Origin of the sequence: Halomonas sp. ALS9 (genome assembly GCF_001651035.1) — a bacterium.
Lineage (GTDB): Bacteria > Pseudomonadota > Gammaproteobacteria > Pseudomonadales > Halomonadaceae > Vreelandella.
Genome location: NZ_LXRG01000231.1, coordinates 88529 through 115360 on the forward strand (window position 1 = coordinate 88529; position 26832 = coordinate 115360).

The window sequence follows — 26832 nt, forward strand, 5'->3', positions numbered from 1 at the left end:
TACTCCTAACGTGACTGGAGCGGCAATGATTGATTGGCGCGAGATAGACACCGTCCTCTTGGATATGGACGGCACGCTGCTGGATTTACACTTCGACAGCCACTTTTGGCTGGAGCATCTGCCGCGGCGCTACCGCGAACTGCACCAGTTGGATGAAGCCTCCCAGGAAGCGCTGCGCGCGCGCATTATTGGCGAGCAGGGCACCCTGAACTGGTACAGCCTGGCGTACTGGAGCCGCGAATTAGGCGTGGACATAGTGGCGTTGAAGCGCGAAGTCCAGCACTTGATAGGCTTGCGCAGCGACGCATTGGATTTCCTCAAGTGGCTGAAGCAGGCTCACCCTAGAGTCGTACTCGCTACGAATGCCGACCGTGCAAGTCTTGCCTTGAAGCTGCCCCTCACCGGTTTGGAAAGCTATCTGGATGCTATCGTCTCCTCCGAGGACGTGGGTGCGGCCAAAGAGGAGCAGGCATTTTGGTTTGCGCTGCAAGAGATTGAAGCCTTTGATCCCGCGCGCACGCTGTTTATCGATGACAATGCCCGTGTGCTAGAGAGCGCTCGTGAGTTTGGGATTAAGCATCTACTGGGCATTAAACAGCCCGACAGCCAGCGGCCTGAAAAAGAGTTACAGGAATTTATTGCCCTAGACCGCTTTGCGCATCTGCTTCCCGAGCAAGTGCCTGAGTCGCTTTCAGAAACTCAAGGAGAGCGTTCATGAGCGACAGCGTACGCTTGGATAAATGGCTGTGGGCCGCGCGTTTTTTCAAGACCCGCGCACTGGCTAAAAAAGCCATTGAGGGCGGGAAAGTGAATTACGACGGTGGCCGCGCTAAAACCAGCAAGCAGGTGGAAATCGGCGCACTTATTCGCGTTCCCCAGGGCTGGGAGATTTTGGAGGTCGAAGTCTTATCGCTTTCGGATCAACGCCGCGGCGCGCCAGAAGCGCGCACACTTTATGCGGAAACCGATGAGAGCGTGCAGCGGCGTGCCAAAGAAGCCGAAGCAAGACGCCTCACTAACGAGGCAATGCAGCATCCTCTTAAACGCCCCGACAAAAAGCAGCGTCGCGATATTCAGCGTTTTCAGCGTAACCAGGGCGAATAAGCCCGCCTTGTCTAACCTTCCTTTATCTAGTCACTGTCAAATTCTTAATTAATAGTAGGTTGCCCAGCTATGTCCGATCAAATTCAACGCTTTATGTTCGATCACACCAATGTCCGCGGTGAAATCGTCACCCTGGCGGCCGCCTATCACGAAGTGTTGGATCGCCACGCCTACCCACCGGCGGTAAATGAGTTGCTAGGTGAGCTGTTAGCCGCCGTGGCCCTGCTCACCGACACGGTTAAGCTGGATGGCACGCTGAGTATCGAAGTGCGTGGGCGCGGCGTTCTTTCACTGCTGATGGCCGAATCCAATCCCGGTGGCGAACTGCGTGCGATTGCCCGCATAGCAGAAGACGCCGCGCTGCCTAGTGAGCATGCCAGCTTCCGCGAGCTGGTCGGCGAAGGCCAGATCGTGATTACCCTCGACCCCCGCGAAGGTAATCGCTATCAAGGTATTGTGGCGCTGGATCAAGAGTCCCTGGGCGGCTGCCTGGAAGCTTATTTCAGCCAATCCGAGCAGTTGCCAACCCGCCTCTGGTTGGCCGCAGATGAGAAGCGCGCGGGCGGGTTACTGCTGCAGCGGCTGCCGGAAGAGTCGCAAAACCAGGATGTTGATGCCTGGGATCGCAGCGTACAGCTAGCCGATACGATTAAAACAGAAGAGCTGTTGGGTCTTGAGCAGCGCGAAGTACTGCATCGTCTCTACCACGAAGAGACCGTGCGCGTCTTTGAGCCCAAAGCCCTGCGCTTTGGCTGCACCTGCTCTCGGGAGCGTATGAGCTACGCGCTGCACTCTCTAGGCAAGGAAGAACTACGCGATATTCTCCACGAACAGGGCGCAATCGACACCCAATGCCACTTTTGCCACACGAAATATCACTACACAGCAGCGGATATTGAAACTTTGTTGGACGACCCCGAAGCGCCATCGCCGACGATTCACTAAGTATGTAGTCGAGGGCGCGGGGTAGGGCAGTTCCCTGCAATGCTTGGAGGGCCAGTGGATTCAATGAATTTGCGATTTGTTGCAAACGGATGTTTGAATTATTACTGCGCCGCAACACAAAATGTAGTGTCTATGTAGTAGTTTAACTACAAGATATTTGATCTTCGCCCCCGTTTCCTGGGGGCTTTCTTTTTGCCATAATGCGCCGAACTTCAGCGCGCCCAGCCGATTTTGCAGTGGCTGGGATGACTTTATGGCGTCGGTGACGCCCGGTAACTCGAGAGAAGCCCAGGAATCGACATGACTACGACTCAAGCCGCTCCCCAAGCCCATGTTAATCTCAGCAGCGCCGAACTAATCGAGCATGCAGTGGCACGTGGCGAAGGCCGCCTCTCAGCCAACGGTGCCTTGGTCGTCAATACCGGCCTACGTACCGGCCGTTCACCGAAAGATCGCTATATCGTCGACGAACCCACCACTAGCAGCCAAATCGATTGGGGCAACGTTAACCAGCCCTTCGACGCTGACAAGTTCAACGCCCTGTGGGATCGCGTCAACGACTACCTGGCCAGCCAAGAGCATTTTGTGTCTGAATTGCATGTGGGCAGTGATTCCGCTCACTACCTGCCGGTACGCGTCACCACCGAAACCGCTTGGCAAAATCTGTTTGGCCGTACCATGTTTGTGCGCCCCCTGGCTTACAACTCAGCGGTTAAAGATGAGTGGACTATTGCTAACGCTGCCGGCTTTGAGTGCGATCCATCGCGGGATGGCACCAACTCTGATGGCTGCGTAATCATTAACTTTGCCGACAAAAAAGTGCTGATCGCGGGCATGCGCTACGCCGGTGAAATGAAAAAAGCCATGTTCTCGGTGCAGAACTTCCTGCTGCCAGCCGCCGACGTACTCCCGATGCACTGCTCGGCGAACGTGGGCGAAGATGGCGAAACCTGTCTGTTCTTCGGTCTCTCTGGCACCGGTAAAACAACGCTCTCGGCTGACCCGGCACGCTACTTGATCGGTGACGACGAGCACGCTTGGGGCGACGGCATTGTCTTCAATATGGAAGGCGGCTGCTACGCCAAATGTATCGATCTTTCTGAGAAGAACGAGCCGGTCATCTGGAACGCCATCAAGTTTGGCACCGTACTGGAAAACGTGGTGCTGGATGACCGCCGTGAGCCTGACTACGCCGACGACAGCCTGACCCAGAACTCCCGCGCCGCTTACCCGCTAGAGCACGTAGAAAAGCGCGTAGCGGAAAACCTGGCCGGCGAGCCAAATGCCATCGTGTTCCTGACCTGCGATATGTCCGGCGTACTGCCCCCGGTGTCGATTCTTTCCAAAGAAGCAGCGGCGTATCACTTCCTGTCTGGCTACACCGCCAAAGTGGGCTCCACTGAAATGGGCTCCTCGGAAGGTCTAGCCGCCACATTCTCTACCTGCTTTGGCGCACCGTTCTTCCCGCGTCCTGCCCGTGAGTACGCAGACCTGCTGATCAAACGTGTCGATAAGCAGGATGCGCAGGTTTACTTGGTCAATACCGGCTGGACCGGCGGCGCTTACGGTGAGGGCGGCGCACGCTTCTCCATCCCCACCACACGTGCCATCATCAGCGCGATTCAGTCTGGTGTGCTGCGCGACATCGATACCAAGCACATCGATGGTCTCAATCTGCAAGTACCGCTTGCCGTGCCAGGCGTCGACTCTAGCCTGCTCGACCCGCGTGAAACCTGGCAAGACCGTGACGCCTACGACCGCCACCTCAAAGATCTGGCGACCAAATTCGTCGATAACTTCAAAAAATTCGAAGGTGTCAACGAAGCGATCATCAAGGCGGGCCCTCAGCTAGACTAAACGTTAGCGGATCTAAAAAGATGCGCGTCGGTGTAAGTAATCGGATGCAGAGACGACAAAAACGTTAGCAACGATCGAAGTTAGAATGGGGCAGTGCTTAGGCACTGTCCCATTTTTTATTGGCTATTTTCCTTGCCAATTACGACGGGAGCGACACCATGAAAAGACGTCAATTTTTAGGCCTAGCAGGACTCACCAGTATAGTAGGGGCAATCCCCGGTTTTTCGTTTGGCTTTCCACGCTTAGACCTTGAGGCTTCCCCTGGGTTGGAAACACTGCAATTGAGTGAAGCTGAGTGGCGCGAACGGCTCTCCGATGAGGCCTTTCATGTGCTCCGTAAGCACGGGACTGAACCTGCTTTCTCTAGCCCCTTGGATAAAGAGTGGGGAGAGGGTGAGTATCGCTGTGCTGGCTGTGATCTATTACTCTTCACCAGTGAAATGAAATATGATTCTGGCACTGGTTGGCCTAGCTTTTTTGAGCATGTAGAAGGACATATGCTGGCAGAGCTGGATTTCAAATTGGTTTGGCCTCGCACCGAATACCACTGCGCCCGTTGCGGCGGTCATCAAGGCCATGTATTTGAAGATGGCCCTGACCCAACCGGCCTGCGCTGGTGTAATAACGGAGTGGCCCTGAGCTTCATGCCGGCTTGAATAGGCGAGCCTGTTCACTGGGGCGATATAAAACAATGATTAGGAGCGCTGTGTGAAAGGATGGTTTCAACGACTAAGTACTCAAAAAAAACTCGCCAGCATCCATAACCTGCACGATGTTGAACGGCTAGCCCGGCGCAAACTGCCCAGGCCGATTTTTGGCTATATCGACCATGTTGCCGAGGATGGGCGAACCCAGCGCGCTAATCTGAGCGCCTTTGATGAATACCGATTTTTGCCAAAAGCGTTTGTTAACGTTGCGCAAATAGATCTACACACAGAGCTTTATGGCAAACGCTACGCGGTACCTTTTGGCATCGCCCCCATGGGTATCAGTGCGCTCTCAGCTTACCAGGGCGACTTAGTGCTGGCGCGGGCAGCAGCGAAGTGCAACCTGCCGATGATTATGAGTGGCTCATCGCTGATACCCATGGAAGAGGTAGCCAACGTGGAGAACGCCGACTGGTTCCAGGCGTATTTGCCGGGAACCCCGGAAGGTATCGAAGCGCTTCTCGCGCGTATTCAGCGAGCAGGCTTCAAGAAGCTAGTAGTAACGCTTGATTACCCGGTGCCGCCCAACCCTGATAACTTTTGCCGCTCGGGGTTTTCCTCGCCGCTGGAACCAAGCCTGCGTTTAGCGTTCGATGGCTTGATGCGCCCAGACTGGCTGATTAATACCTTCCTGCGCACGCTGTGGAAGCATGGCATGCCGCACTTTGAGAACAATTATGCCGAACGGGGTGCCCCCGTCATATCTCGCCAAGCTGCGCGGGATTTTTCGGGGCGGCGCCATTTTGACTGGGGCTATCTCGATCTGGTGCGTCGCCTTTGGCCCGATACCTTGATCGTCAAAGGAGTACTCAATCCGGAAGATGCCGTTCGTGCACATCAAGCGGGCGTCGATGGCATTATTCTTTCCAATCACGGCGCCCGCCAGTTGGATTGCACCATCTCGCCGCTCCAGGTGCTGCCCGAGATTAAGCACCGCGTCAGTGATATTCCAATTATGATCGACAGCGGCTTCCGGCGTGGCAGCGATGTTATCAAGGCGCTGGCGCTGGGGGCTGATTTTGTCTTTGTTGGGCGTCCCTTCAACTACGCAGCCGCCTGCGCGGGACAAGCCGGGGTAGAGCATGTTGCCGATCTTTTGCAGCGTGAAATTGAGCGCAATATGGCGCTGCTGGGGCTGACCAGCCTTTCACAGTTAGACCGTTCCTGCCTCTACCAGCCAACAATCGGTGAAGTGCCGCAAGCGTTAGCGCCCATGCCCAAAAATATCAGCTGATGATGACACGGTGTAGATCCGTACAACCACCATGTCTAGTGCATGCGCGATTTAGTAGCGCGTGGTAAGCCTAAGGCGCACCCGCAGCGGCGGCCCGGCGCGGAAGCAGCGCGAAGCGGTGCCGGGTTGGTTCGTGTAGGCAGTGGTGGTTTGGTGCCATGCGCTACTTGAGCGTGGATTAAAGCCTAAACCCTTCAACAATATGCTCAGCCAAACTATCAATAATGGGTGACTGTGTAGAGGCGGTGCGCAATAGCACGATGGATGATTCGGGTAATTCGGGAAACCCCTCTTTTACCCCCAATATCTGCATATCGGGGGTAACTAGGCTGCGCATCCAGGCGGAGACCGCTAAGCCCGCGCCAACAACTGCCTGCAGTGTTGCTAAGCTCGGGCTGCTATAGGCAACTCGGTAGGCGCGCCCTGCTCGGTCTAATGCATTGCAGGCATGGCGGCGACAAAAACAGGGTGCCTCGAACAACGCCAGTGGCACTGGCGTTTGTAAATGAGTGCTGTGACTCTCAGCCGATACCCACACGGTCGCCTCACGCCTTAAGATGGTGCCAATCTCATCGCCTATCTCCCGCGTCATAATAATCAGATCCAAGCTTCCTTGAGGTTGCTGGGAAAGCACTGACGAGGGTGCGCAGTGGACATCCACATCCACCAACGGCCAGGCCTGGGAAAAGGTTTTTAGAATGCCGGGCAGAAAGCGCATGACATAGTCATCCGGCACGCCCAGGCGAACCCGACCTACCATATCGGGCTGGCGTAGAAGCGTCAGCGCCTCTCCCTGCAGCGATAAAATTTTACGCGCATAGCCCAGTAGCGTATGGCCTTCGCTAGTCAGTTGCAGCGGCTTGCTTTGGCGCACAAACAGCGGGCGCTGAATAACGTCCTCTTCCAGCCGCTTGATTTGCATACTCACGGCCGATTGGGTGCGGTTCACCGTTTGGGCGGCGCGGGTGAAGCCGCCTTGATCCACTATGGCAACAAAGGTACGCAGCAGCTCGTGATCAATGGTGGGTAGTGTGGCCATGGGTATCAATCTTTTTGATGTTGTTTATAAGGAGTATTCGTTGGATTGATTGTAGGCGCTGCTCAATACTTCCTTCAACACTTATTCACGCCGCCGTCACTGGCGGCGAAGGGAGGTTGAAATGGAGCGCTCGCTACACTACGCACAAAACCAACAGTGCCAGTCGATTGAGAAACGGCAGCTGAGAGTTACCTGGCGAGAAAGGCTCTATCGCTGGCGGCAGCTGCGTCGTGAGCGTGAGACCTTGCGTCATTTAAGCGACGATATGCTTAAAGATATTGGCATTAGTCGCGAAGCGGTTCAGCGCGAATCACGTCGGCCGTTTTGGGATGACCACGGGTGGCGGCGCTAACGCCTAAGTCATGCCAGCCGTGGTGGGTTTGTGATACCTTGTTGGCACTTAAAAATGCTGCATGAGTTAGTTGCGATTTATGGATGTCAATCAGCGTATTATTTCCCGTCTAGCCACTGAGCTTGGCGTAAGATCCGAGCAAGTATCCGCTACGGTGGAGTTGTTGGATGGTGGCGCCACCGTGCCGTTTATTGCCCGCTATCGTAAAGAAGTCACCGGCGCGCTGGACGATATCCAGCTGCGCCAGTTAGATGAACGCCTGCGTTACCTGCGCGAGCTAGAAGAGCGCCGCGCAGCGGTACTCGCTGCCATTGATGAGCAGGGCAAGCTGGACGCCACACTAAAAGCCAGCATTAACGCCGCCGAGACCAAGCAGCGGCTGGAAGATTTGTACCTGCCGTTTAAGAAAAAGCGCCGCACCAAAGCGCAGATTGCCCGTGAAGCGGGGCTTGAACCACTGGCAGATGCACTGCTTACCAACCCAAGCCTCAACCCCGAAAGCGAAGCGGCAAACTATCTGCGCACAGCCGAAGGCGATATACCTGCCATTGAAGATGCCAAGGCCGCCCTAGATGGCGCCAAGCAGATTTTAATGGAGCGCTTCGCCGAAGACCCCGAATTGATTGGCCAACTGCGTGAGCGGCTATGGCAAGAGGGCCAGCTAAGTGCCCGGGTGCTGGATGGCAAGCAGCAAGAGGGCGCTAAGTTCTCGGACTATTTCGAGCATGATGAGAAACTCGCCAAAGCGCCGTCACACCGCGCTCTGGCCATGTTCCGTGCGCGCAATGAAGGTGTGTTGAGCCTGTCGATCCGGCTGCCCGGTGAAGAGGAGGCCTCCGTCCATCCTGCTCAAGTCGCGATTGCCAAGCAATTTGGCATCAGTGATCAGGGCCGCCCGGCGGATAAATGGTTAGCCGAAGTGGTGCGCTGGACGTGGCGGGTAAAGCTCTACACTGCTCTGGAAACCGAGCTCCTCGGCCGTTTACGGGAACAGGCCGAATTAACCGCGATTGAGGTGTTTGCCGCTAACTTAAAAGATCTGCTGCTGGCTGCCCCAGCGGGGCAGAAAGTCACCCTGGCTATCGACCCCGGTCAGCGCACCGGCTGTAAGGTTGCGGTCGTTGATGCCACCGGGCAGTTTGTCGATCAAGCCACTATCTACCCCCATGCGCCGCAAAACCAATGGAATGAAGCCTTGAGCGTGCTGGCGAAGTTGGTGAAACAGCACGGCGTTGAGCTGATTGCCGTAGGCAACGGCACCGCCAGCCGCGAAACCGATAAGCTGGCCGGTGAGCTGCTCAAGGCACTGGCCCCCGCGCACCGCTTAAGCAAAGTGATGGTGTCGGAAGCAGGCGCTTCAGTGTACTCCGCCTCTGAATACGCCTCACGGGAAATGCCGGATCTTGATGTTACGGTACGGGGTGCGGTCTCCATTGGCCGCCGCCTGCAAGACCCGCTGGCCGAACTGGTGAAAATCGAGCCCAAGTCGATTGGCGTGGGCCAGTACCAGCACGATGTTTCTCAGGTGCAGCTCTCCCGCAGCCTTGAAGTGGTCATTGAAGACTGTGTTAACGCCGTAGGCGTCGATCTCAACACCGCCTCCAGCGCGTTACTTTCTCGGGTAGCGGGTCTTAGTGCTGCACTGGCCGAAAATATCGTTGCTCAGCGCAACGTTAAAGGCGCCTTTAAAAGCCGTAAAGAGCTGTTGGAAGTCAGCCGTCTGGGCGCCAAAACCTTCGAGCAGTGCGCCGGCTTCTTGCGTATCCATAATGCCGATAACCCCTTGGATGCCAGCGCCGTGCACCCGGAAGCCTATCCACTGGTAGAGCGTATCGCCAAGCAGAGCGGCCGTGAAGTACGCGGCTTGATTGGTGATAGCGCTGCGCTGAAAGCGTTAAAGCCAGCCGACTTCGCCGATGAGCGCTTTGGCGTGCCCACGGTCAGCGATATTCTCAAAGAGCTGGATAAACCGGGCCGCGACCCGCGCCCAGAGTTTAAAGCTGCCGAGTTCCGCGAAGGGGTCGAAACCCTCAATGATCTCAAACTCTCCATGGTGCTCGAAGGGACTGTCACCAACGTGACACACTTCGGTGCTTTTGTGGATATCGGTGTCCATCAGGATGGCCTGGTGCATATCTCGGCGCTATCAGATCGCTTTATCGACGACCCGCGCAGCGTAGTGAAAGCAGGAGATATTGTCACCGTTAAAGTCATGAGCGTAGACATTCCCCGCAAGCGGGTAGGGCTGTCGATGCGTTTGGATGATCAGCCAGAGGAAGAAACCGGCAACGCGCCAACGGATCAGCGTAACGCAAACCGCAAGCCATCACGGGGGCAGCGAAACAGCGTCAAGCCTGCGGAAGCGGAAGCCCCGATGGGTGCGTTAGGCGCAGCGTTGTTAAAAGCGCGTGGCGGCAAATAGTGATTTGACAGCGGTAAAGTGTCGCATGACTTAAAAACTAGCTAGCTTGAAATAACCATGGTTGCCGCCATATCCTGTTTTCTATTTGAAATAGCGATGATGGCGATGCCACCTGACTACACCAAGGCCCGCTCACGGCGGGTCTTATTGACAAGGAGTGTTCACCTTGCCTGAACCACTCACTGTGCCATCTGCGCTGACCGCGCAAGTCGAGCGCCTGATCCCCAGTGCGCGCCTTGGTCGGTTGGGCCGCCTGCGGCGCGGACTTGAAAAAGAGGGGCTGCGGGTTGATGCCAATGGCCACATTGCGCAAACGCCGCACCCCCACGCGCTGGGCTCCAAGTTAACCCACCCGCATATCACCACGGATTATTCAGAGTCACTGTTAGAGTACATTACGCCGGTTTACTCGCTGCCGGGTGAAGCGTTGTGCTTCCTTTCTGACCTGCACACCTTCACCTATCATCACCTTGAAAATGAGTGGATTTGGCCAGGCAGCATGCCCTCCAGGCTTTCCGGTAACGACAGCGTGCCGATTGCTGACTACGGCAGCTCCAATGTGGGCACCATGAAGCATGTTTACCGTAAAGGGTTGGACATGCGCTATGGCCGCATCATGCAGGCGATTGCCGGCGTTCACTACAATGTATCGCTGCCGGATGATATGTGGCACGCCCTGCGTGAAATGGAAAAAGCCACCAATATTCCGTTCAACGATTATCGCTCCACCCGCTATTTCGGCATGATTCGCCACTTCCGTCGCCATAGTTGGTTACTGCTTTATTTGTTTGGTGCATCACCGGCGATTGATAAGAGTTTTTTGCCTGACGACAAAAAAGTGCCTGAAAAGCTGCACTCCCTCAGTGACGATACCTACTACGCGCCTTACGCGACGACACTGCGTATGTCGGATCTGGGCTATCAAAACAAGGTACAGTCGCAGCTTAAAATCTGTTTTAACTCGCTCTCCAACTACGTAAATACCCTGCGTCACGCCATCTCTTCACCGTGGCCCGACTATGAAAAAATGGGTGTCAACGAGGATGGAGAGTGGCGCCAGTTAAATGCCAATATTCTCCAGATCGAAAACGAGTACTACAGCGATATTCGCCCCAAACGGGTCGCCAAGCACAACGAAACGCCCAGCCAGGCCCTTGAAGCACGCGGCGTGGAGTACATTGAAGTGCGCTGTCTGGATTTAAATCCTTTCGATCCTCTTGGCGTCACGGAAGACCAGATGCGCTTTGTGGATACCTTCTTGATGTGGTGCCTGCTCAGTGACAGCCCATGGATCTCCGACGAAGAGTGCGATCGTCTGGATGACAACCGCCGCTGGGTGGTTGAGCGTGGCCGTGACCCTGAACTTCAGTTATTCAACCACGGTGAAACCACCTCGGTGCGTGAGTGGGGCGAACAGATATTTGCCGAGATGGGCGAGGTTGCCCGCCTGCTGGATGCGGTCGAAGAGGGCACACCTCATGCTGACGCGCTGGCAAGCCTTGCACCACGCTTGGCAGACCCCTCGCTAACGCCCTCTGCTCAAGTGCTTCAACGGCTGAAGGAGAACGGCGGATCGCTTAGCAACTTGATGTTAAGCCTTGCTCAAGAGCAGGCCGCACATTTGAAAGCCGAGCCAATGCAACGTAGTCGCGAAGCGTTACTTGCTCAGTTAATCGAGACCTCCCACCAGCAGCAGCACGATATCGAAGCAGCTGACCAAGAGACCTTTGAGGAATTCTTGCAGGTCTACTTCACCAAAGCGCGTGAGTCCCGCGCGCTCTCGGCGCTGCCACCTGAGGTTCGTCAATGATTCTGCATTCCTTTCGCTCGGTGGCTTTGGCCGGTTTAGCCTTCTGCGTTCTAATGATGGCGGTGGCCTTGGGCTTAGAGCATATCGGCGGTTATGAACCTTGTCCGCTGTGTGTTTTTCAGCGTGTAGCAGTGATCGCCGCGGGTATCATATTCGCCATAGCCGCTATTCATAGCCCCGCCGGGCGTGTGGGTAAAGTCATTTATGGCCTGCTGTCGCTAATTGCAGTGGGAACGGGTGCCTTTATCGCCGGACGCCATGTGTGGCTACAAGGCTTGCCCGCCGATGAAGTACCTTCCTGCGGCCCAGGGCTGGATTACATGATGGATATTCTGCCCATGCAGGACGTAGTCGCTATGGTATTAACCGGCTCGGGGGAGTGCGCCAATATCGATTTCTCGTTGCTCGGCTTATCACTGCCCGCCTGGACGCTAATCGGATTTGCCATTCTGGCAATCGCCCCGCTGCGTATGCTGTTGATGAAAAGCCGGGGTTAGTAGGGAGGGCGTCAGCGATAAGGAGACGTACATGCTTTATCAACATTTTACGACTCAAGAAGAGATCGACCGTGCCTACGACCCGATGTTGGGTCGTGACCCGGCGGTGTTGGTAAAGGATTGGCGTGAGCGTAGCGAGACCTCTCGCGCACGCCACCGGGTAAGTCTAGATGTCCCTTACGGGCATTCGCTTACTGAACGCATGGATATCTTTCATGCCGATGCATCTCCTGTCGATAAGCCCCAAGCCCCTGTTCACGTGTTTTTCCACGGTGGCTACTGGCGCTCACTGAGTCACCGTGAATTTAGCTTTATTGTGGATGACTTGGTAAACGCGGGTATTACGGTGGCAGTGGTCAACTACGCGCTCTGCCCGCAGGTGCGCTTTAGCGAGATTGTGCGTCAGGCTCAGGCTGCCGTCGCCTACGTTTATACCCATGCCGCTGAGTTAAACATCGACACTGAGCAGCTGAGTATTTCGGGGCACTCAGCAGGTGGGCATCTCTGTGCCATGCTGATGTCGACAGACTGGGAGGGCATCTTTGGTTTGCCGAATCAGCTAATTCGCGGCGTGCTATGTGTGAGCGGACTCTACGATCTGCGGCCTTTTCCCTGGTCGTGGCTGCAGCCCAAGCTTCAGCTAACCGGTCGCGATGTGCAGGAGTTCAGCCCGCTATGGCTGCCGTGCCGAGTGGCTGCACCGATAAAGCTGGTAGCAGGGGCATTGGAGTCCGATGAATTTGAGCGGCAGATGAGTAGCTACGCTGATCATTTGAGCCAGCAGGGCCAAACTGTTACCCAGCAGCTACTTTCCGATGTGGATCACTTCTCGATTCTTGAACACTATCTAAACGATGGCTGTTTTGTTGAGTGGATTAAAGGGTTTCACGCTAGCGTTGAGATTTGATTAAAACCTAGCAAAGCTACTCATCACAGGATCGAAATAGCCTGAAGCGGGGGTCTTTCGCCATGGCCGGAAAGTGTTCCTGACAATTCCGGCATTTCCGCCATCCATGGCGGTCAGATGGAAAAAGTAGCGCCCAAGGACGGGTTCACAGCGCCCCCGCGGAAGGTTGTTTCGATCCGGCGCACCTCTTTGTACTCTGCTAGAGGCACTTTTGATTGTCCTTAATTTGCAGGAATAACCGCCGTTGCTTCGATTTCCACCTTAGCCTGATCTTCCACAAGTCCCGCCACCTGCACCATGGTCATTGCCGGGAAATGCTTGCCCAGCACCTCACGATAAGCGCCGCCCACTTCTTTAAGCCGGGCCAGATACTCCCGCTTGTCCGTCACATACCAGGTTAACCGAACGATATGTTCCGGGCCTGCATCCGCCTCTTTTAAAATCGCCACGATGTTTTGTAGCGCTTGGTTCACTTGAACAACAAAGTCATCGCTTTCAAATACCTGATCGGCATTCCAACCAATCTGACCGCCGACAAAAACCGTCTGGCCTGAGGCAAGCACGCCGTTAGCGTAGCCGATGGCCGGTTTCCAATGGGAAGGGTGAAGAAGCTGATGAAAGGTGGCGTCACTCATTATGGCTATCCTTATAGGTTATCAACGGTAATATGCTGGCGTATTGCCTCTGTCCATGGCATCGGCTTACCGCTACTTAAATCCACAAATACCAGGGTTGAATCGCTGGTTAAGCGCTTTTGCTCTCCGCAATAAGCGATAATCTGCAGCGTTAAACTGCTACGCCCCATAGACTGAACCCTTAATTCAAAGGTCAGCCGTTCGCCCAACCGGCTAGGCGCGTGAAACTGGGTGTCGATGGCGGCCGTGGGCACGCCTGTACCGGTTTCCACATGTAGTAGGTTAAAGTCGTGGTGCACAACCTCCTCAAACCAATCCTCCACCACGGAGTTAATCATCTCGAAATAGCGGGGATAAAACACAATACCTGCCGGATCACAGTGCTGAAAGCGGACTTTCCGCTGCGTGGTAAACGCCATTGTTATTGTCCTCCCTGCTTTATTCTCAACTTATTCTTAGCTTATTCTTAACTTATTCTTAACTACACGCCCAGGTATCGGTCACGAACGGTGCTATCCAGCGCGGCGGGTTTGCCATCCCACACCGTGCTGCCCTTTTCTAAAATGGTGCAGCGGTCAGCAATAGGCAGAATTTCGCTTAACGACTTATCTACCAACAGCGTCGCCTGGCCTTGCTCCTTAAGCAGCCGAATCGCCCGCCAAATCTCCTGACGAATCACCGGCGCTAACCCTTCGGTGGCTTCATCGAGCACCAGCAAGCGTGGGTTGGTCATCAACGCTCGGCCAATGGCCAGCATCTGCTGCTCACCGCCGGAGAGAGTCTTGGCCATTTGCGCCCGACGCTCCTCCAAACGCGGAAACAGCGTTTCTACTTTCTCCAGTGTCCACTCGCCGGGGCGAGCGGTGACCAGCAGGTTTTCGCGTACGGATAAATTGGGAAAGCAGCGGCGCCCCTCAGGTACCAAACCCAACCCCGCCTTAGCGATGCGATAAGCGGGCAAACGGCGTATGTCTTGAGACTCAAATTCAATAGTGCCGCGGCTAGCTTGAGTCAGACCAAATATCGAGCGAATGGTGGTGGTTTTACCCATCCCATTGCGGCCCATCAACGCCACCATTTCCCCGGCGTTCACTTCAAGGTTGACGCCAAATAGCGCCTGGGAGGGGCCATAGAACGTTTCAATGTCAGCAACCTTAAGCATCAGAATCTCCCAGGTAGGCTTCACGGACGCGCGGATCCTGTCTGATGGTTTGGCTATCGCCATGGGCAATAACGCTGCCAGAGACCAAAACAGAAATACGATCAGCAAGCCGAAATACCGCTTCCATGTCATGCTCAATCAGCAAAATAGGCACTTCCAACTTCAGCGCTTCAAGCAACTCGGTAAGCTTGGCTGAGCCTTCCGGGCCCAAGCCTGCCATGGGTTCATCGAGTAACAGCGCGCGGGGCTTGAGTGCCAGGGCACAGGCCACCTCTACTTGACGGCGTTCACCATGGGAAAGCTCAAATACCGGCGTCCAGGCGCGATGGCTAAGCTGCATCCGCTCCAGCGCCTCATAAGCAGGTTCAAGCAGTTGCCGATCTTTGGCGACGGGTTTCCAAAAACGAAAGCTATGACTCTGCAGCGCTTGAACGCCCATCATCACATTGCGCATCACCGATAATGGTTCAGCCAGCGAGGAGACCTGAAAACTACGCCCCAGCCCCATGCGGGCGCGCTGAGCAATACTCATGCCGGTGATTTCGGTGTCCGCTAGAAAAACGCGGCCCTCATCAGGGCGTATATTGCCGGCGATTTGGCCGATTAACGTCGATTTACCCGCCCCATTGGGGCCAATTAGCGCATGAATTTCCCTTGGCTTAAGATCCAGCGAAACATCGCTGGTCGCCTGCAGAGCGCCAAAGTGTTTGTTCAATTTCTGTAGAGAAAGAACGGCATTACTCATTGCGCTCCCTCCCAGCCAACCAACCCATCACCCCGTGTTTGGCAAACAGCACCACGCCAAGCAGGACTAAACCCAGGAATAGCTGCCAATACTGGGTAACGCCTCCGAGAAAAGTCTCCATCATTATAAACAGCACCGCACCGGCCAGGGGCCCATAAAGGCGGCCCACGCCGCCTAGAATCACAATCACCATCAGTTCACCGGAGAAGTGCCAACTGAGCATGTTGGGGCTAACAAAACCATTTAGATCCGCGTAGAGCGCCCCGGCAAGCCCGGTGATGGCGGCAGAAACCACAAATGCCACCAGGCGAATGGGGTAGGGGCTAATACCGGCAGTGGCCAAACGCACATCGTTAAGCCGCGCCATGGTCAGGGCGGCGCCAAAGCGGGATTTCATCAGCCGTGAGGTGATCGCCATGGCCAGCACCAGCCCAGTGAAGCAGATCAGAAAATAGGTTAATGCATTGCTGCTATCGAACAGAGGGAGGGTGTTACGTATATAAATAGGCAGGCCATCTTCGCCGCCATAGGTTGGCCAAGAATTCGCGAAGTAATAAATCATCTGGGCAAAGGCAAGGGTGATCATAATGAAATACACCCCGGTAGTGCGCAGCGAAATAGCACCGATCACCAGCGCTAGCAGTGCACACAGTATGACCGCGGCCAGCCACACCACCAGCAGGCTATCACTGCCCGGCACGCTGAAAGGCCAAGTCATAAAAGGCGAGTAATCAAACGCGTGGTAGGCGCTAATGCCTGCTACATAGCCGCCCAGACCGAAATAGGCGGCATGGCCAAAACTGACCATGCCGCCATAGCCAATCGCCAGGTTAAGGCCCACAGCGGCCATGGCAATAATGGTCATCCGCGAAGCCAAATTAACGTAATAGATATGGCCCAGAAAATAAGCCGCTATGGGCACTAACAGCAGCAGACTGAGCAGCGTTATCTGCACTAGCCCTTTGCGATCAAAGGAGCTGCCCGCTTTGCCGACTAACGGAGCGTGAGCCACGCCTGAGGAAGTGTTATTAGTCATGAGCAGAGAACAGTCCCTTTGGCTTGAAGGCGAGAATAACGGCCATGAGGATATAGATCAGCATAGCGGCCAGCGCCGCACCGACCCCGGAAGCCTCAGAAGGCGGCATAAAGGCACGGAAGAAAATTGGCAAATAGACCCGGCCGAGGGTATCCACAAGGCCAACCAACAGCGCCCCAAGTAGCGCGCCTTTGATTGAGCCAATACCACCAATCACGATCACTACAAAGGCCAGGATAAGCACCGGTTCACCCATGCCTACCTGCACAGATTGCAGCGCGCCCACCAACGCACCGGCTAAGCCTGCCAACCCCGCGCCCAGCGCAAATACCACGGTGTAGAGCTTGGAAATATTCACCCCCAGGGCACCAATCATTTCGCGGTCGCTTTCACCAGCGCGAATCCGCATGCCCAGGCGTGTTTTAGAAATAAGAAAGTAAAGCGCGATAGAAATAACAATGCCTACCCCAATCAACATGAGCCGATAAATCGGGTAGCGGGTGTCGCCCGGCAGGGTGACAAACCCGGTTAACCAGGAAGGCGGGCTAAGCCGCATGGGCGACGAACCGAAAATCCAACGCGTGCCTTCGGAAAAAATCAGAATAAGCGCAAAGGTCGCCAACACCTGGTCAAGATGGGGGCGGTGATAAAGTCGTCGAATAACGAGCAGTTCCACCAACGCACCAACGCAGGCTGCGGCGGCAATCCCGGCACTCAAGCCAATCAAAAAAGAGCCGGTTGAAGCAGTCACCGCAGCAGTGGCGTAGGCACCCACCATATAAAAGGAGCCGTGGGCCAGATTGATCAACCCCATTACTCCGAATACCAGAGTAAGGCCGCTGGCCATCAAAAACAGCATGGTGCCAAGCTGTACGCCGTTAAGTATTTGCTCAATTAGCAGAGTAACGGACACGTGGGGCATCCTTAATCATGTAAAGAGTTAAGGCTGGGTGGTGACACCCAGCCGCGGCGACATTACATCTGGCACTGCTCAAAATAGATGTCTTGAATATCTTCAACAGCGACACCGATCAGGCGATTGGTAGGTTCGCCATCGTCACCTTCCACCACTTCACGAACGTAAATATCCTGAATGGGGTGGTGGTTAGGGCCAAAGCGGAACTCGCCGCGCACGCTGTCGAAGTCGGCGGCCCGCAGTGCTTCGCGGAAAGCGTCTTGATCGTCAGGGTGGGCAACGTCGAGGGCGCTAAGAATCAAGTTGGCGGTGTCGTAGCCCTGCGCCGCGTAAAGGGTGGGCATGCGGTTATAGGCGGCTTGGAAGCCCTCGACGAAGCGGTCATTCGCTTCGTTTTCAAGGTCATAAGCCCACAGCGAGGTATTACGAGCGCCAATGGCGGCACTGCCTACTGCTTTAATCAGGATTTCGTCAAAAGAGAAGGCCGCGCCAAAGATAGGCATATCAACGCCGGAGCTCTCCCACTGCTTCATAAACGAGATACCCATGCCACCAGGCAGGAAGAAGAACAGGCTGTCCGCATCGCTGGCGCGGATCTGGGCAATTTCAGCCGCGTAGTCGGTTTGACCCATTTGGGTATAAAGCTCGTCGACCACTTCACCTTCATAAAGGTGCTTGAAGCCCGCTAGCGCGTCGGTGCCCGCGGGGTAGTTGGGCGCCATAATAATCGGCCGCTCGTAGCCTTCTTCGCGCATATAAGCGCCCATGGCGCCGTGTAGGTTGTCGTTCTGGTACGCCACGTTGAAGTAGTTTTCATGACACATACGGCCCGCTAAATCAGAAGGCCCAGCATTAGGTGAGAGGTAGAAAGTGCCCTGGCGGGTTACGGAAGGAACCACCGCCATGGCTAGATTCGACCAGATAATGCCGGTGAGAATATCGACGTTATCCCGCTGCATAAACTCATCCGCTAAGCTGCGGGCCAAGTCAGGGCGGTTAGCATCGTCTTGAATCAGTACTTCTACATCGTCGCGGCCCGACTGCTCAAGGGCCAGCATAAAGCCATCTCGAACGTCCACGCCCAGGTGCGAACCGCCCCCTGATAGCGTAGTGATCATGCCGATTTTGACCTCTTCGGCGTGGGCGGTCAGCACACTTGAAGAGAGCAGTAAACCAAGGCCTAAGCGAGTTATCTGTTTCATAGCAAGTTCCTCATTATGTAATCGTTTTATTGCTAAGAGGGTTGTACGTTTTTTGATGTGGCACCAGAGCAAGCAGAGCCAGCGCTGGGATAATGCTCCTGGCTCAGCCTAAAACGCTGAACTTTACCCGTGGTTGTTTTTGGTAGCGCCTCGATAAAACGTATGGAGCGAGGGTACTTATAGGGCGCGATAGTCTGTTTGACGAAGTCCTGCAACATTTGCTGACAATCTTCATCTTGCTGAAAACCATCGTTTAGAACAACAAAAGCCTCGACAATTTGCCCGCGTTCTTCACTTGGGGCACCAATCACAGCGCACTCTTTAACAGCCGGGTGGGCCAGTAGTGCAGCTTCTACTTCAGGGCCTGCGATGTTATAGCCAGCTGAAACAATCATATCGTCATTGCGGGCGGCGAAATGAAAATAGCCGTCTGCATCCTGATAAAACGCATCGCCAGTTATATTCCAGCCCGCCTTTACATACTTTTGCTGGCGCTTATCGGCTAGGTAGCGACAGCCAGTGGGGCCGCGCACGGCAAGCTTACCCACCGTGCCGTGAGGTACATCATTCATCTCGTCATCAACGATTCGTGCTTCGTAACCGGTCACCGGTTTGCCGGTACAGCTGGGGCGATGATCTTCCAGACGGTTAGAGATAAAGATATGCAGCATTTCAGTCGCGCCAATACCGTCGATGATGGGCGTACCGGTTTGCTTGATCCAGTCGTGATAAATCGGCGCTGGCAATGTTTCGCCAGCGGAAACCGCCACGCGCAGGCTGCTTAAATCTTCATGACGCGTAGGCGCTGAGAGCATGGCGCGATATGCCGTTGGGGCGGTAAACACCACCGTGGCCTGATATTCGCGGATAATATCCATCATATTGGGCGGGGAGGCGTGTTCCAGCAGCACGGCAGTGGCGCCGAAGCGCAGCGGAAAGATCGCCAGCCCACCCAGGCCAAAGGTAAACGCCAGTGGGGGCGAACCGACGAATACATCTTCCGGAGTTACCTGGAGGACATCCTTGGCGTAGCCATCGGCAATCACCAGTAGATCGCGATGAAAATGCATGGTGGCTTTAGGCGAGCCGGTAGTGCCAGAGGTGAAACCCAGCAGCGCCACATCGTCGGCGGCGGTATCCACGGCATCGAAGGTGGCGGGTTTATTGAGTGCCAAGCGGTCAAGTTCGGCGTCATGGTTGGCGGTACCGTCAAAGCCGACTATACGCTTGAGTAGCGGGTTCTGCTCCTGGCACTCGGCCAGCTCATCAAGCAGTCGGGTATCGCAGAGGGCGAGGCTGATTTCCGCTTTATCAATCACCTGACAAAGCTCTTTGCTGCGCAGCATCGGCATGGTGTTGACGACCACAGCGCCTGCCTTGGTGGCAGCCAGCCAGCAGGCCACCATGGCTGGATTGTTGGCCGAACGAATCAGCACTCGCTGGCCAGGAATGACGCCCAGGTCTTCCACCAGCACATGGGCGAGGCGGTTGGTCCACTCGGTAAGTTCTTGGTACGTTCGCCGTCGGCCGTTGCCCGCTAGGGCAATGCGTTCACCGTGGCCCTGGTCGAGCAGCCTGTCGCACAGTTCTACGCCTGCGTTTAAGCGTTCAGGATAATCGTAGCCTGCGAGCAGAAACTCAGGCTGACTATCAATGGGTGGCAGGTTATCCCGCGCAAAAGTATCAGCATGAGCCGACTGGATATACATGACCAACCTCCGTATTTGGTGTCGTTGTTTATGCCTGACGACGCCTCTGCATGAGGCGTTATCAGGGATACGGTGTCTGGCGTTGTGTTTTATTGTTTTAGTGACTTGCTTTACGGCTTTTTGCTGCTTACTCCTCCGCGAGCATGCTGCGGGCGATGACCACTTTCTGGACGTCGGAAGCGCCTTCGTAAATGCGCAGCGCGCGGATTTCGCGGTAGAGGCTCTCGATAATATGGCCTTTGCGAACGCCGTCACCGCCGTGCAACTGCACTGCCTGATCAATCACCTGCTGGGCCTGATCGGTGGCAAACAGTTTGGCCATGGCCGCTTCGCGAGTGACCCGTTCAGCGCCTTGATCTTTCGTCCAGGCGGCGCGATACACCAGCAGGGCGGCGGCATCCACATTCAGCGCCATATCGGCTAAGTGACCCTGCACCATTTGCAGATCGGAGAGGGTGGCGCCAAATAGCTCGCGAGAGCGGCTGCGGGAAAGCGACTCTTCCAGCGCGCGGCGGGCGAAGCCAAGTGCCGCGGCGCCTACCGTGGAGCGGAAAACGTCTAGCACGGACATGGCAATCCGAAAGCCCTGACCCGGCTGGCCGATCAGAGCGCTGGCAGGTAGCACCATATTGTTAAAGCCAAGTCGCGCTAGCGGGTGGGGCGCCACCGACTCCAAGCGTTCACGAATCTCCAGCCCCGGAGTATCAGCAGGAACCAAAAAGGCCGACAGTCCTTTGGCACCTGGCCCTTCGCCGGTGCGGGCGAAGACTGTATAGATGTCGGCAATGCCGCCGTTAGAGATCCAGGTTTTCTCGCCATTTAAACGGTAGCTATCGCCGTCACGCTCGGCGGTGGTATCCAGTTGGGCCACATCGGAACCAGAGCGGGGCTCGCTAAGGGCAAAGGCGGAAATGGCTTCACCCCGGCGGGTTCTGTCCAGCCACTGCTTCTGTTCATCGCTGCCGTATAGGCTGATCGCACCGGTGCCAAGCCCCTGCATTGCAAAAGCAAAATCCGCCAGGCCATCGTGGCGGGCCAGGGTTTCGCGAATCAGGCAGAGACTGCGCACATCGATATGGTCGCCTGCGGTGCCTTTTAAGAAGCCCGCTTTGCCCAGGTCGCGCACTAACTGAACACAGGTGGCATCTACATCGCTGTGGTCGCGGGGCAGCTCTGCGCGGCACCACGCTTCAAGTTGCTCGGAAAGCTCACGATGCTGGGACTCAAAAAAGGGCCACGCTAGAAAACTCTTGTCGCTCATCAGTCCCCCTTAAACTCAGGTTTTTGTTTGGCTACAAAGGCGTGGTAGGCGCGTGCAAAATCATTGGTTTGCATACAGATCGCCTGGGCCTGGGCCTCCGATTCGATGGCCTGTTCCAGGCTCATCGACCACTCCTGGTTTAACTGGGTTTTGGTAATGCTGTGAGCAAAGGTGGGGCCGTTAGCCAACCGGGTGGCGTAGGCGATGGCGTCTTCTTCAAGGGCTTCTGGTTCCACCACTCGGTTGTAAAATCCCCACTGCAGGCCTTCTTCGGCACTCATGCTGCGACCGCTGTAGAGCAGGTCTGCCGCACGGCCTTGGCCGATAATGCGCGGTAGCATTGCGCAGGCGCCCATATCACAGCCCGCCAAGCCCACACGGGTAAACAGAAACGCCGTGCTGGCGCGAGGGGTGGCAAAGCGAATATCTGAAGACATGGCGATAATCGCCCCCGCACCAACACAGATGCCATCCACGGCGGCAATAATCGGCTTGCCGCAGTTGAGCATGGCTTTAACCAGATCCCCGGTCATGCGGGTGAATTCGAGTAGGCCTTTCATATCTTTGCCCACCAGCGGGCCAATGATTTCGTGAACGTCGCCGCCGGAGCAAAAGTTTTCGCCGTTGGAGGTAAACACCACGGCATGAACATCCGAGGCATACACCAGATCACGAAAGGTATCGCGTAGCTCGGCGTAGCTCTCAAAGGTCAACGGGTTTTTGCGCTCCGGGCGATTGAGCCGAATAACCGCGACTCCGCCTCTCATCTCCCAGATAAAGTGCTCGGGGGTTAAGCCAGCCATACTCTTCATATTATTGTTCTCGCCTGTCGGTGATTAATTGGCATCGTTAGGAGTAGCGGGTAAGCGGTGCAGCAACTCGCCGATATGGTGGGCGTCCTCTTCGCTCACCCCTTCAAATAGCGCATTGATCCAGCGTTCATGCTCAACGGCCATGCCTCTAAAGGTGTCTCTGCCAGCCACGGTCAGGCAGACCCGCGTAGCGCGCCGGTCGCCCTCAATGGCAATACGCTCCACGGCGCCATCCTCCACCAGACGATCAATAATCCCGGTGACGTTGCCATTGGAAACCCGCAGCCGTTTGGAGAGCTCGTTCATTTTTAGGCCCTCTTCAGCGGCATACAACGCAGCCATGACATCGAAGCGGGGTAGCGTAGAGTCGTGCTCCGTTCGCAGGCGTTCGCGTAGTTCGGCCTCAACCTGGCGGGTAACCCGCAGCATGCGCAGCCATAAGCGCAGTCGCTCCTTGCTTAAGCTATTTTTTCCTAGGCCTTCGGCTGTCATACCTCTCCTCCTGAGATTGAGATCGCCTGTCCATTTATCGCGCCGCTGTTAGGGCCGCATAGCCATAGAGCGGTGGCGGTCACTTCGGCGGGGGTGACTAATCGCCCGGTAGGGTTGGTGGATTCAAAGTGAGAGGTCGCCTGTTCGGCGGATTGGCCGGTTTTAGCCACAATGTTATCGACGCTAGCAGTGAGTAGCGGAGTGTCGGTAAACCCAGGGCAGAGCGCATTGACGGTCATATTGCGTGTGGCTGTTTCGGCTGCCAGCGAACGCACCAAGCCCACCACGCCATGTTTTGCCGCGCAGTAAGCGCCCACATAGGCGTAGCCTTTCAGGCCAGCGGTGGAGGCCACGGCGATTAGTCGTCCACCGTCGTTCAACTGCTTTAAGCCTTCGCGCAGAGTCAGAAATACTCCGCTTAGATTAACGTTGAGCATGCGCTGCCACTGCTCAAACGAGGTCTTGGTCAACGGCGCGCTCTCCGCCGCCCCGGCGTTGGCGATGACGATATCGACCCTGCCGATTGTCTCGAACAGTGCCACCATGGCGGCCTCATCGGTAACGTCGACCACGGCGAAATCAAGGTGACTGTGCTGATCTGCCACCGCTTTAAGGGCCGCTTCCCGGCGACCGGTAATCGTGACCTTGGCGCCTGCTTCGGCAAAGGCCATGGCCATATCGGCACCGATACCGCTGCCACCGCCGGTAATCACCACGCGCTTATCTGTGAGCAGCGTCATACCCACCCCTCGCCACGCTCAGCCAAGCGCTGCAGTTGATCCGCTCCTGCCCGGTAGGGCGCTGGCCACTCGACTTCGCTATCACCCAAGCCTGCGGCAACGTGGAGCAGCCAGTAGGGGTCAGCCAAGTGAGGGCGGGCGATACAGACTAAGTCAGCGCGCCCAGCCATCAGAATCGAGTTCACATGGTCGGCCTGATAAATATTGCCCACCGCCATGGTGGCAATCGAGGCCTCGTTACGGATCCGGTCAGAGAAGGGCGTTTGAAACATACGCCCATACACCGGCTTGGCCTGGGTTGAGGTTTGCCCGGCCGAGACATCCACAATATCCACCTCAGCGTCGCGCAGCCGTTTGGCGATCTCTACCGCATCGTCAGGCGTAATGCCTTCGTCACCGCACCAGTCGTTGGCGGAAATACGCACTGAAAGCGGTTTATGGGCGGGCCAAAAACTGCGTACGGCGTTGATAACTTCAAGCGGGTAGCGCAAGCAGTTGTCCAGCGAGCCGCCATATTCGTCGTCACGGTGATTGGTCAGGGGAGTAATAAACGATGAGAGCAGATAGCCGTGGGCAGCATGAATCTCGATCATATCGAAGCCTGCCCGGTCGGCCATCTGCGCTGCGCGAACGAACTCGTCGCGCACCCGCTCCATATCATCGCGATCCATCGCCTTGGGCACTTGGTTGCGTGCAGACCAAGGTTGAGCAGAGGCTGATAGTATCGGCCAGTTGCCCTCGGCAAGCGGGGCATCCATCTCCTGCCAGCCCAGCTGGGTAGAGCCTTTAGGGCCGGAGTGGCCTAGTTGGGCGCACAACTTGGCGTTGGTTTCTGTATGCACAAAATCGCATAGCCGCTTCCACGCCACTTCGTGCTCTGGGGCATACAAACCTGGGCAGCCGGGGGTGATTCGAGCGGTGGGGCTGACGCAGGTCATTTCGGTATACACCAAGCCTGCGCCGCCTTTGGCCCGCTCGGCGTAGTGGCTAAAGTGCCAATCGGTAGGGCAGCCATCCACGGCTTTGTACTGCGCCATAGGGGAGACCACCACGCGGTTAATCAGCGTCATATCGCGCAATTGGTAGGGCGCAAACATCGGTGCCCGGGCGCTGTCTGGATTACCTGCCTGGGTTTGAAACCAGCGCTCGGCGCTCTCCAGCCACTGTGGGTCGCGCACTCGCAGGTTCTCATGGCTGATGCGCTGGGAGCGGGTCAGTAGCGAGTAGTTAAACTGCACCGGGTCGAGATCCAGGTAGCGCTCTATCTGCTCAAACCACTCGGTGGAGTTGCGCGCTGCGGACTGCAAGCGCAGCACTTCAAAACGGCGCTCCTCTTCGTAGCGGGCAACCGCCGCTTGCATACTACTTTCACTGTGTAGGCAGTTAGCCAGCGAGATAGCGCTTTCCAGCGCAAGCTTGGAGCCCGAGCCAATCGAGAAGTGGGCAGTCGCTGCGGCATCGCCCATCAGCACGACATTCTCATAGCTCCAGCGCTCGCAGAGTACCCGTGGGAAGTTGATCCACGCCGAGCCGCGGATGTGGTTGGCGTTGGTCATCAGCGCATGGCCGTCGAGATGCTTGGCAAAGATGCGCTCGCAAACTGCGATGGATTCCTGCTGGCTCATTTCGCCAAAGCCAAACGCCTGCCAAGTGGCTTCACTGCACTCGACGATAAAGGTCGCCGTATCCTTATCAAATTGATACGCGTGGGCCCACACCCAGCCATGTTCGGTATGTTCGAAAATAAACGTAAAGGCGTCATTAAAGGTCTGGTGCGTGCCTAGCCAAACGAACTTACACGCCCGGACATCAATATCGGGTTTGAAGTGTTCGGCATAGGTCTGACGGGTGCGGGAATTAAGGCCATCGGCAGCCAATACCAAGTCATACTCTTGCCGGTACTGTTCAATGGTGGCTTCTGTGGCATCGGTTTCAAAACGCATTTCAACGCCCAGCTCGCGAGCACGCTCCTGGAGCAGAATCAGCAGTTGGCGGCGGCCAATACCGCAGAAGCCGTGGCCTGTAGACACCGTTTTAACGCCTTTATGAACGACTGCGATGTCATCCCAGTAGGCGAAATACTCGCGGATACGTTCCGCGCTGACCGGGTCGTTCGCTGCCAGGTTGTCGAGGGTTTCGTCTGACAGCACCACGCCCCAGCCGAAGGTATCGTCTGGGCGGTTACGCTCAAGCACCACGATGTCGTGGGAAGGATCCTGCAGTTTCATACTGATAGCGAAATAAAGGCCGGCAGGCCCTCCACCCAGGCAGGCAATTCTCATTGTTGTTCTCCACAGGAAAGCAGGCTCTTTTCTGAAGATAGGCGAGGGATTAATAAAATTCAAGCATAAACTTTTTAAGCTTAAACTATTTTTTTCCAATGCCTTTTATTAGCGTACCGGCGAGCATTTAACGACCTGTATGCTGCCGCGCTCGCAATGGTGGCCGGAAGATGAGAGCATAAAAAGAAGTAGAAATATGGCAGCATCAACCGCTTGAGAACGCTGGTCATCAGTCATAGATGAAAGCGTTATGGGCAGTGAACTTTTAGTACCATGGAAACCGTACTTGCTGGGATTGACAGAGGTAGTGAGAGGCGCGACTCTAAGCCTATTCTCTGTTCTGAGCGGTTAATAGACGTTATTAATAGTCGTTATTAATAGCAGTTAAAGGTGAGTTTAAGGAGAAAGCCCCATGCTCGAAGATTGCAAAAATGCCCTGGAGCGCTGGGGAGGCGTGCATACCCTGATCGACCGCTGGCTGGATCAGCGTCGTCAGCTATTGATTAGCTTTATTGAGCTGAAGGAAGCCTGTGATGCTGAACTGGAGGCAGTCAGCAAAGCGCCTATTGATACCTTCAGTGAGCTGTTGATGGATTATATCAGCGCTGGCCACTTTGAGATTTATCCCCAACTGTCCGAAGAGGCGCAGGCCTTTGGTGATGAAAGCGCGCTTGTTATTGCAGAAAAGTTGCTTGAGCGTTTAGAAATGTCCACCGAGATGGTGTTGGAGTTTGATACCGACTTTGGCTCGACCCTTAGCTGCGAGCAAAATATCGCCCGCCTGCCCGCCTGGATCGACCGCCTAGCCCGCGGCCTCACCGAACGTTTCGCGCTGGAAGACCAGTTAATCGCACGCTTACATGCTGCTCATAGCCCGCAGCACACCAAAGCCCCCGCTTAAGACCTTATGAAACAGGCGCCGCCACGCGGCGCTTGCTAGCCTCTTCTCACCACTCACCACTCACC

General features: G+C 55.7%; 26 protein-coding genes. 12 read left to right on the top strand and 14 right to left on the bottom strand.

Going from position 1 to position 26832, the window contains the following annotated elements; translation table 11 throughout:
• Window positions 1-25 precede the first annotated feature (25 nt).
• The 6 genes from yrfG (at window position 26) to A6R74_RS20515 (ending at window position 5847) form a co-directional block, all read left to right on the top strand.
• Entirely contained in the window at window positions 26-718 is a 693-nt protein-coding gene (yrfG, locus tag A6R74_RS20490) for a GMP/IMP nucleotidase (RefSeq protein WP_064236313.1), read from the top strand.
• On the top strand, window positions 715-1104 hold the full coding sequence (locus A6R74_RS20495; protein WP_064236314.1) for an RNA-binding S4 domain-containing protein: 390 nt from the start codon (window positions 715-717) through the stop codon (window positions 1102-1104). Before yrfG ends, A6R74_RS20495 begins: the two co-directional genes overlap by 4 nt.
• 69 nt (window positions 1105-1173) lie before the next feature.
• Window positions 1174-2049: an Hsp33 family molecular chaperone HslO gene (gene hslO, locus A6R74_RS20500; RefSeq protein ID WP_064236315.1), complete on the top strand. Its 876-nt coding sequence runs from the start codon at window positions 1174-1176 to the stop codon at window positions 2047-2049.
• Window positions 2050-2349: 300 nt separating this feature from the next.
• Window positions 2350-3906, top strand: a complete 1557-nt coding sequence (locus A6R74_RS20505; RefSeq protein WP_064236316.1) for a phosphoenolpyruvate carboxykinase — start codon at window positions 2350-2352, stop codon at window positions 3904-3906.
• Window positions 3907-4064: 158 nt separating this feature from the next.
• Window positions 4065-4562 carry a peptide-methionine (R)-S-oxide reductase MsrB gene (gene msrB / locus A6R74_RS20510; protein ID WP_064236317.1) on the top strand — a complete coding sequence of 166 codons (498 nt, stop codon included), beginning with the start codon at window positions 4065-4067 and terminating at the stop codon, window positions 4560-4562.
• Between the two features lie 52 nt (window positions 4563-4614).
• Entirely contained in the window at window positions 4615-5847 is a 1233-nt protein-coding gene (locus tag A6R74_RS20515) for an alpha-hydroxy acid oxidase (protein WP_064236318.1), read from the top strand.
• A gap of 178 nt (window positions 5848-6025) precedes the next feature.
• Here A6R74_RS20515 and A6R74_RS20520 read toward each other — a convergent pair whose 3' ends face one another.
• Window positions 6026-6886: a LysR substrate-binding domain-containing protein gene (locus tag A6R74_RS20520; protein ID WP_064236319.1), complete on the bottom strand. Its 861-nt coding sequence runs from the start codon at window positions 6884-6886 to the stop codon at window positions 6026-6028.
• A 121-nt stretch (window positions 6887-7007) separates the two neighbouring features.
• On the opposite strand from A6R74_RS20520, the gene A6R74_RS20525 reads away from it, so the two are divergent.
• The 5 genes from A6R74_RS20525 to A6R74_RS20545 all read left to right on the top strand — a co-directional run bounded on the left by A6R74_RS20525 (window position 7008) and on the right by A6R74_RS20545 (window position 12874).
• Window positions 7008-7238, top strand: coding sequence for a DUF1127 domain-containing protein (locus A6R74_RS20525; RefSeq protein ID WP_064236320.1), 231 nt, complete (start codon window positions 7008-7010; stop codon window positions 7236-7238).
• 79 nt (window positions 7239-7317) lie between these two features.
• The gene (locus A6R74_RS20530; protein WP_064236321.1) at window positions 7318-9660 is read left to right on the top strand and encodes a Tex family protein; all 2343 of its coding nucleotides are present in this window, start codon (window positions 7318-7320) and stop codon (window positions 9658-9660) included.
• Between the two features lie 166 nt (window positions 9661-9826).
• Window positions 9827-11470, top strand: a complete 1644-nt coding sequence (gshA, locus tag A6R74_RS20535; protein ID WP_064236322.1) for a glutamate--cysteine ligase — start codon at window positions 9827-9829, stop codon at window positions 11468-11470.
• Window positions 11467-11967, top strand: a complete 501-nt coding sequence (locus A6R74_RS20540; protein ID WP_064236323.1) for a disulfide bond formation protein B — start codon at window positions 11467-11469, stop codon at window positions 11965-11967. The genes gshA and A6R74_RS20540 overlap by 4 nt, the downstream gene beginning before the upstream one ends.
• A gap of 31 nt (window positions 11968-11998) precedes the next feature.
• Window positions 11999-12874, top strand: a complete 876-nt coding sequence (locus tag A6R74_RS20545) for an alpha/beta hydrolase (protein WP_064236324.1) — start codon at window positions 11999-12001, stop codon at window positions 12872-12874.
• 221 nt (window positions 12875-13095) lie between these two features.
• Here the strand turns inward: A6R74_RS20545 and A6R74_RS20550 are convergent, their stop codons facing one another.
• The 13 genes from A6R74_RS20550 to A6R74_RS20610 form a co-directional block, all read right to left on the bottom strand.
• On the bottom strand, window positions 13096-13509 hold the full coding sequence (locus A6R74_RS20550) for a RidA family protein (protein ID WP_064236325.1): 414 nt from the start codon (window positions 13507-13509) through the stop codon (window positions 13096-13098).
• Between the two features lie 11 nt (window positions 13510-13520).
• Complete coding sequence (locus A6R74_RS20555; protein WP_064236326.1) at window positions 13521-13928, bottom strand: acyl-CoA thioesterase; 408 nt, start codon at window positions 13926-13928, stop codon at window positions 13521-13523.
• Window positions 13929-13990: 62 nt separating this feature from the next.
• Window positions 13991-14671: an ABC transporter ATP-binding protein gene (locus tag A6R74_RS20560; protein ID WP_064236327.1), complete on the bottom strand. Its 681-nt coding sequence runs from the start codon at window positions 14669-14671 to the stop codon at window positions 13991-13993.
• Window positions 14664-15416 carry an ABC transporter ATP-binding protein gene (locus tag A6R74_RS20565; RefSeq protein ID WP_064236328.1) on the bottom strand — a complete coding sequence of 251 codons (753 nt, stop codon included), beginning with the start codon at window positions 15414-15416 and terminating at the stop codon, window positions 14664-14666. Before A6R74_RS20565 ends, A6R74_RS20560 begins: the two co-directional genes overlap by 8 nt.
• Window positions 15409-16452, bottom strand: a complete 1044-nt coding sequence (locus tag A6R74_RS20570) for a branched-chain amino acid ABC transporter permease (protein WP_240488287.1) — start codon at window positions 16450-16452, stop codon at window positions 15409-15411. The genes A6R74_RS20565 and A6R74_RS20570 overlap by 8 nt, the downstream gene beginning before the upstream one ends.
• Window positions 16445-17365 (bottom strand): branched-chain amino acid ABC transporter permease, encoded by a 921-nt coding sequence (locus tag A6R74_RS20575; protein WP_064236329.1) that lies wholly within the window; start codon window positions 17363-17365, stop codon window positions 16445-16447. Before A6R74_RS20575 ends, A6R74_RS20570 begins: the two co-directional genes overlap by 8 nt.
• 62 nt (window positions 17366-17427) lie before the next feature.
• Entirely contained in the window at window positions 17428-18570 is a 1143-nt protein-coding gene (locus A6R74_RS20580; protein ID WP_064236330.1) for an ABC transporter substrate-binding protein, read from the bottom strand.
• Between the two features lie 32 nt (window positions 18571-18602).
• A complete protein-coding gene (locus tag A6R74_RS20585) occupies window positions 18603-20279 on the bottom strand; it encodes a benzoate-CoA ligase family protein (RefSeq protein ID WP_064236331.1) in 1677 nt (558 codons plus the stop codon).
• A 127-nt stretch (window positions 20280-20406) separates the two neighbouring features.
• Window positions 20407-21540, bottom strand: a complete 1134-nt coding sequence (locus tag A6R74_RS20590; RefSeq protein WP_064236332.1) for an acyl-CoA dehydrogenase family protein — start codon at window positions 21538-21540, stop codon at window positions 20407-20409.
• On the bottom strand, window positions 21540-22352 hold the full coding sequence (locus A6R74_RS20595; RefSeq protein ID WP_064236333.1) for an enoyl-CoA hydratase family protein: 813 nt from the start codon (window positions 22350-22352) through the stop codon (window positions 21540-21542). The genes A6R74_RS20590 and A6R74_RS20595 overlap by 1 nt, the downstream gene beginning before the upstream one ends.
• Before the next feature lie 24 nt (window positions 22353-22376).
• Complete coding sequence (locus tag A6R74_RS20600; protein WP_064236334.1) at window positions 22377-22844, bottom strand: MarR family winged helix-turn-helix transcriptional regulator; 468 nt, start codon at window positions 22842-22844, stop codon at window positions 22377-22379.
• On the bottom strand, window positions 22841-23584 hold the full coding sequence (locus A6R74_RS20605; RefSeq protein ID WP_064236335.1) for an SDR family NAD(P)-dependent oxidoreductase: 744 nt from the start codon (window positions 23582-23584) through the stop codon (window positions 22841-22843). Before A6R74_RS20605 ends, A6R74_RS20600 begins: the two co-directional genes overlap by 4 nt.
• Window positions 23581-25866, bottom strand: coding sequence for a bifunctional salicylyl-CoA 5-hydroxylase/oxidoreductase (locus A6R74_RS20610; RefSeq protein ID WP_064236336.1), 2286 nt, complete (start codon window positions 25864-25866; stop codon window positions 23581-23583). Before A6R74_RS20610 ends, A6R74_RS20605 begins: the two co-directional genes overlap by 4 nt.
• Before the next feature lie 412 nt (window positions 25867-26278).
• On the opposite strand from A6R74_RS20610, the gene A6R74_RS20615 reads away from it, so the two are divergent.
• A complete protein-coding gene (locus tag A6R74_RS20615) occupies window positions 26279-26767 on the top strand; it encodes an Rsd/AlgQ family anti-sigma factor (RefSeq protein WP_064236337.1) in 489 nt (162 codons plus the stop codon).
• The last annotated feature ends 65 nt before the right edge of the window (window positions 26768-26832 follow it).